The following is a 6,395-nucleotide window of genomic DNA, read 5'->3' as shown; positions in this document are numbered from 1 at the left end:
GTAGCGGGTTCCGAATCCGGCGTGAATTGTGGCGGCGCCGAAGGTGGCGAGAGGCTGTGGATTTGCCGGTCCCGGACGGGCCGACTGCGCAGTAGTTCTCGGCGGTGTGTTGATGGCCCTGGTCCACCTGCGTAAGGCCCTGTAAAGGACCCGACAGGCCTGTCCACACTCTGAGACTTCGCGGGGGCGCGTCACGCTGAAAAGGGCTCCGTGTAACCTTGATCAGCATCGCGGTCGGTTCGAGTGTGGAATCTGTCCGTGGCGTGACGTCGTGGTACTCCCGTCCGGGTGTATCTCCGCATGCGGACTGGAACCACTTCTCGCGGTTGCGTTGTGGTCAGGTCAAGACCCGAGGAGGGCAAGCCCTGCCGATCCGCGAGTCTGTGCAGGTCACGCCGGGCGAATGATTCACACGTCCACTGTGGTAAGCATTATGTTCCTTGCACTCCTTGATCGGCCGAATGACCATGACGTATGCCCAAGATCCAGGTGATTCGGAAGGTGGTCCATGGCCTGCTGCGGCGGATGAAACGAACGTGAGCGCGCACTTGATCGCCGGAACCTGGCAGCTTCCCCCCTTGCCTCTGGCAGGACGACCCGTGAGAGCGGACACCATGACGAATGATGTACTGCCGACGAATCATCTGCTGGCTCTGTCGACGGACGAGTTCATCGCCGGCTTCGACGCGGTCGCATCCAAGTTCGATTCTGCGACCTTCCCGCAGCAGGTCCTGCCGCCCGAAAGTTGGGCGCTTCTCGTGAGGGCCGGGGTTCGGCTCCCGACTCTGCCCAAGCGGTACGGAGGGCGAGACAGCAGCGTCGAGATGTGCCGGATCGTCGAGACGGCTTCCGAATGGAACCTGGCCCTCGGTGTCTACGTGATAGTCAACACGGCACTGGCGCTTCTACCGGTGGTGAAGTGGGCCGGTGAAGAGGTCAAGCAGGAGATGCTGCCGCTGTTCGCCGGCGGCGATCCCGTGATGGCCGGGCTCGCCGCCACCGAACCGGGCGCCGGCTCGGCCCTGTCCTCCATGACGACCACATTCGAGGAGTGCGAGGGAGGCTACCGGATCCGCGGCCGCAAGCACTGGCAGGCTCTCAGCTCTTCAGCAGATTGGTGGCTGGTCCTTGCGAAGAACGCACACCGTCGCGAGTACGGCTACTTCGTCGTCAGGCGGAGCGAGGGGTTCCGCACCGTCGAACTGTACGAGGCGCTCGGCCTGAAGTTGCTGGACTACGGGGTCAACGACATCGATGTGACCGTCCCTCGGCATCGGCGGATCGATGCCGAGGAGACGGGCCTGGACTCGGTGGACGTGTTCCTGGCGTCGCGAGCGCTGCTGGCGGCGGCGGGGGCCGGATTCCTGCGCCGCATCAGCCGGGAGGCGCACGCGTATGCGGATGGCCGCCAGATCGGGCGGAAAACGCAGTCCCGGATCGGGTTCGTGAACTACAGGCTCGCGGCCATCGACACTTCCTCCACCATCTGCGAAGCGCTCAGCCACTACCTGAAGACGATGGTGGACTTCAAGGGCGACCTGACTCCGGTGTTTCCGGCCGTGCAGGCTCTCAAAACCGTCGCGACCGAGCGGATGATCAGTGCGGCCCAGAGTTATCAGCAGCTGACCGGCGCTGAGGGATACCGCTGCGGATCGCCCACCAACATCGCCGGTCAGGCGTTCCTGGACACACGCGTCTTCAGTATTTTCGACGGCAACAACGACATGCTCAGCCAGCAGCTGACCGCGCACTGCCTGACCCGGCGGTCCGGTCGGCCCCTCAGCGGGTTCTTGGCCGACTGGCCGCTCACAGCGCCTGCCGTCGCGACGCTCCGGGAGGACCTGAGTTTCCTCGACCAGCCCTTGGGCCAGGCGCAGCAGGTCCTCGCCGGCCGCGCGATCGCCTACCTGATCGCGGTGACCCTGGTCCTGGAGTGGGCTGCCGAGACCGCCGCCGATCCGGCACGGGTCCGGCCCGCCATCGAGTTCCTCAGACATGACATCGCCGGTGTCGCCGCGGAATTCCGGTTGCTGGCCACCGGAATACTCGACGCCTACGGGCCGAAGGGTCGGCAACGGGCCTCGTGATCCGGGCTCGCCGACGAACACGGCGGCCGCGATTCGGCCACCGTGATCCTCCCGGCGCCCCTCATCGGCCGGCGCCCTCGTCGGCACAAGAAGAGGTCGCCGGGCGGCCTGAGCCTTGACCGGTCTCATCGCCGAGCAGGTCCGGAGAGCGGCGCCGGGATCGTCCCCGGTCCGTTTCTCCGGACCTCTCACCGGCCCTGCCGGGCCTGCTAGCCCTACAGGCCCTCGCGGCGGTGTATCAGGTCCACGAGGTCGGCCGCCCTGCGCTTCAGGAGATCCAGTCCGGTCCTGCCCCACGGGCGCGGTTCGCTGTCCACGACGCAGATCGTGCCGAGAACCGTGCCCGTGCGGTCGGTCAGCGGAGCTCCGGCGTAGCTGCGCACCATGAGCTTGTCGACGATCGGATTGCCCGCGAAGCGCGGATAGTCAAGGACATCGTCCAGAATCAGGGCCTTGCGCCGGACGACGACATGCGGGCAGTATCCGGCGTCGAGGGGCACTCTCGCCCCAAGGACACCGCCCACGAGTTCGGCGGCGGCCGGTGGCGTGTGGACACCGCAGATGAACTGATCGTCGCCGACGAGGTTCACGAAAGCCACCGGTGTTCCGGGAAGCCCGACAAGCTCCTGCGCTTCCATCGCGACCCTACGGGCGAACTCATCGAATTCGCTCTCCCGCGCCTGCCCCAGGCCGAGCTCCCGCAGGCGCCTCGCGCGCTGGGACGCTTCACGATCGGGCGGCATCAAGGGACGGGCCGAAAATGCCCCTGCCTGGTCATTGGGTGGATACGTCACGGAGGCCTCCAATTATGGCCGAGTGTGAAGATGGGCGCGGTGATTAACAGAACTCGAATCCCGAGAACGAAGCGGCGGCGGCGCCGGATGGAGCGTTCCCCATGTATTCGAGTTCTGTCAGGCAGGGACTGCAGGGGCGGCTGTAATGAGGTACTGGATCAGAGCCCGCAGCGCGGAAATGGCGGAGGTGTGGTCCCGAGCGTCGCACAGCACGATCGGTACGCGCGGGTCGAGTTTGAGAGCGCCCCGCAGTTCGTCGGATCCGTAGCGGTACGCGTTGTCGAACTCGTTGACCGCGACGAGGAACCGGGTCCCCCGGCTCTCGAAGAAGTCGACCGCCTCGAAGCAGTCCTCCAGGCGGCGGGTGTCGGCGAGCACGATCGCGCCCAACGCTCCGGCGCACAGCTCGTCCCACATGAACCAGAACCGCCGCTGCCCCGGCGTCCCGAACAAGTAGAGGACGATCCCGTGCTGTTCGATCGTGATTCTGCCGAAATCGAGCGCCACGGTAGTGGTGGATTTGTTCTCGATCCCGCCGAGATCGTCGATGCCGACGCTGGCCGAGGTGATGAGTTCCTCGGTGCTCAGCGGCTCGATCTCGCTCACCGCACCGACGAACGTCGTCTTCCCCACACCGAAACCGCCCGCTATGAGGATCTTGACCTGAGTGGGGAGCACCTCAGACTCGTTGTAGGCCATCGAGCAATTTCTCCAAAAGGGCTCGGTCGGTGGGATCGGCCGCGGTTCGCGGCGCGTGCGCGGTCATCGCCCGGCTGTCCACCAGATCGGAGATGAGGACTTTGGTGACCACCACGGGAAGCCGCAGGTGCGCCGCGACCTCGGCGACCGGGGTCGGCTTGCGGCACAGCTCAAGCGCTTTGGCGTGCTCTGGATCCAGGACCGGAGGGTGCCCGTCGGCCGCCACCACCAAGGACAGCATGTCCAGGTCGACGGTCGGATGGGTGCGGCCGGCCGTCACCGCGTACGGGCGTACCAGCAGCCCGGCGGCTTCGTCGAGCCAGAGCTCATCCTCGCCGGAAGTCAAAACGCGCGGCTTCGGTCGCTCGTCGCGGCCGTCGACCGTGCCGCGGTGTCCAGGAAGGGCCGGACGGCCTTGATCAGCCGGGCCATCTCAAAACCCACGACGGCCGGGTCGGCCTCCGCTCGGGCGAGCACCGCGAGCACGGAATTGTAACCGGCCCAGGAGATGTACAACTGGCTGGACTTCAGTTCCGCGACGACCTGCCGCACCTCGTTGCTGTCGTCGAACTTCGTTCCGGCACTACGCGCTATGGAGAAAAGCCCGGACGCGAGCGCGGCGAGATGTTCCGCGCCGGCGCGGTCAAAGCCGTCGGAGGCCTTCATCATGCCGTCGGACGACAGCAGCACGCTGCCGCGAATGACCGGAACCTGCTCGCCAAGCCCCCGCAACAGCCAAGCAAGATCTCGACCCTGGTTCGGGGAGGCAGCACTCAACGGAAAACTCCTTGTCGTGTGTGATTATCGTCAGTTCGCATTGTCGGGGTCATCGACGAAGTCGGTGTTTTCCTGCGCGCTGTTCAAACCCTTCTTGAATGCGGCCATAAAACCCGGATTGTAGTCGACTTCTTGATCATCCCGCTGGGGAGCGGGCGCACTGAGCAGTTCGGGCGCCAGGTTGGTCTGGGCCTGGCGCTGCGGCAACGGCGGCCGCTCGCCGTCACCGCCCGGAAAGCCCGTCCCTGGTCCGGAGTCGGGCGCGGGCCCGGAGGCCGTCACGGCCGCCGGCGGGCCGGACGCGGGCAAGGGAGAGAGCCGGTACCGGGAATCCTCGGCCGCCGGGGGCGGCGGCATGGAAGCGCCGAGAACATCACGTTCATCCAGCGGCAGACCCGGCCGGGTGTCCAGGCCCTGCCCGGAGCCGGAAATACGCGACGGCAGTGGGGGCGTGGGGCTCGCGGCGGGTTGTGCCCCGGAGGCCACCGGTTCCGCCGGGGGCCTCGCCTCCGCCTCCTCCGCTTCGCTGCCGTCCAGTTCCTCCGGGACGACGACGATGGCCTGCGTGCCGCCGTAGACATTGCCCTGGAGCTGGACGCGGACCTTGTGGCGGCGAGCGAGCGCGGATACCACCAGCAGTCCGATCCGTCCGTCCTTCAGTAGTTCCTCGGTGTCGGCCCGCTCGGGGTCGGCGAGCAGTTCGTTCAGCCGCCGCTGGTCTTCCCGCGGGATGCCCAGGCCACGATCCTCGACCTCGATGGCCATGCCCGCGGCAACCCTCTCGAAGCGAATGAGCACCTGTGTCTGCGGCGGCGAGAACTTGGTGGCGTTCTCGATGAGCTCGGCCAGCAGATGGACGACGTCCGCGACCGCGCCACCGTCCAGGCTCCCCTCGACCGGAGGCACCACCTTGACCCGGTTGTAGTGCTCCACCTCGGCGATGGCCGAGCGCAGCACCTCGTACACCGTCACCGGCTTGGTCCACCGGCGGCGCGAAGCGGCTCCGCCGATCACTGCGAGGCTCTCGGCCTGGCGACGCATGCGGGTGCTGAGGTGGTCAACCCTGAACAACCCCTTGAGTAGGTCTGGATCCTCGACCTGGTTCTCCAGCTCGTCGAGCCCCTGGATGGCCCGATGCGACAGCGACTGCATCCGCCGGGCCAGGTTGACGAAGACCGCGACCCGGTGACCGCCTCCACCGGCCGCATCGCGGCTTGCGGCGCCGACCACGGCGTTCCAGGCCGCGCTCTGCGCCTTCCGCAGCTCATGCACGAGCTGCAGGTAGGAGTCGGCGTTGACGGGAGGCGGGAAGTCCTCGCTGATCGGGGCGGCCGTCCCGCCGGCGCGGAGCCCCTCGGCCAGCCGCTGCAGGTCCCGCCGCCCCTCGGCGATCAGGAACCCGAGCTCGCCGAGCCGCCGCTGCATGTTCTCCTGGCCCTGGAGGGCCGACTCGGCGAGCTGCCGCTGTATCCGGCGGGTCGCCGAGTCCGCCGCCACGAAGGCGGCTCCGAGGGTGATCGCGGCCCCCGCGGTCGCCATGATCAGCACCAGCCGCGCCCCCTGGCCCACGGCGGCGCCGTCGTACACGACCGCCACGGCGGCGAAGCCGAGAAAGCCCACGACAACCGAGGGGAGCATGAAAATGGACAGGTGAAGCGCGCGCATTTTACTCTGTCGATGCGTACCATGGGCCACCGACCTGCCGGCTCGCCGGACATTCCGTCGCTCGGCACCGGTAGTGGATTGGAAGAACTCAGGCATCGGCATCCTCGGTGCGTCGACAGCAGTCACCACATTGATTAATGCGGACTCTCGTATGGGCACAACCCGTGACTAGGCTGTCACAACTCCTCACGGGAAAAGTGCGGATTGCCGAGATTGCCGAGACCAATGCCCACAATTGGGGATATTTGTCCCCGTAAGTCCACTTTTGCGATGGATGTGTGGCGCCGTAGCGACAGCGGCTGGATCGGGCGAGCACCACAAGTCTTCCCGGGAACCGCGCATCCGCTCCAGGGCGGCCACTGGCCCGCCTTCA

Annotated in this window: 6 protein-coding genes; 1 reads left to right on the top strand and 5 read right to left on the bottom strand. The window is 66.8% G+C overall.

Annotated features, from left to right (window positions below):
• The first annotated feature begins 599 nt into the window (after positions 1-599).
• Complete coding sequence (locus ABD944_RS08240) at positions 600-2,087, top strand: acyl-CoA dehydrogenase family protein (RefSeq protein ID WP_345174018.1); 1,488 nt, start codon at positions 600-602, stop codon at positions 2,085-2,087.
• Between the two features lie 215 nt (positions 2,088-2,302).
• On the opposite strand, the gene ABD944_RS08235 is transcribed toward ABD944_RS08240, so the two are convergent.
• The 5 genes from ABD944_RS08235 to ABD944_RS08215 form a co-directional block, all read right to left on the bottom strand.
• Positions 2,303-2,881, bottom strand: coding sequence for a GAF domain-containing protein (locus ABD944_RS08235; protein WP_345174015.1), 579 nt, complete (start codon positions 2,879-2,881; stop codon positions 2,303-2,305).
• A gap of 117 nt (positions 2,882-2,998) precedes the next feature.
• A complete protein-coding gene (locus ABD944_RS08230) occupies positions 2,999-3,580 on the bottom strand; it encodes a GTP-binding protein (RefSeq protein WP_345174013.1) in 582 nt (193 codons plus the stop codon).
• Positions 3,561-3,926 (bottom strand): DUF742 domain-containing protein, encoded by a 366-nt coding sequence (locus tag ABD944_RS08225; protein WP_345174012.1) that lies wholly within the window; start codon positions 3,924-3,926, stop codon positions 3,561-3,563. Before ABD944_RS08225 ends, ABD944_RS08230 begins: the two co-directional genes overlap by 20 nt.
• Positions 3,923-4,357, bottom strand: a complete 435-nt coding sequence (locus ABD944_RS08220; protein WP_345174010.1) for a roadblock/LC7 domain-containing protein — start codon at positions 4,355-4,357, stop codon at positions 3,923-3,925. The genes ABD944_RS08225 and ABD944_RS08220 overlap by 4 nt, the downstream gene beginning before the upstream one ends.
• 30 nt (positions 4,358-4,387) lie before the next feature.
• Complete coding sequence (locus ABD944_RS08215; protein WP_345174007.1) at positions 4,388-6,118, bottom strand: sensor histidine kinase; 1,731 nt, start codon at positions 6,116-6,118, stop codon at positions 4,388-4,390.
• Positions 6,119-6,395: the final 277 nt, after the last annotated feature.

It is taken from the genome of Actinomadura verrucosospora, assembly GCF_039540335.1.
Taxonomy (GTDB): domain Bacteria; phylum Actinomycetota; class Actinomycetes; order Streptosporangiales; family Streptosporangiaceae; genus Spirillospora; species Spirillospora verrucosospora.
Note: the sequence above shows the minus strand (reverse complement) of the source record. Positions and strands in the feature narration are given on the sequence as shown.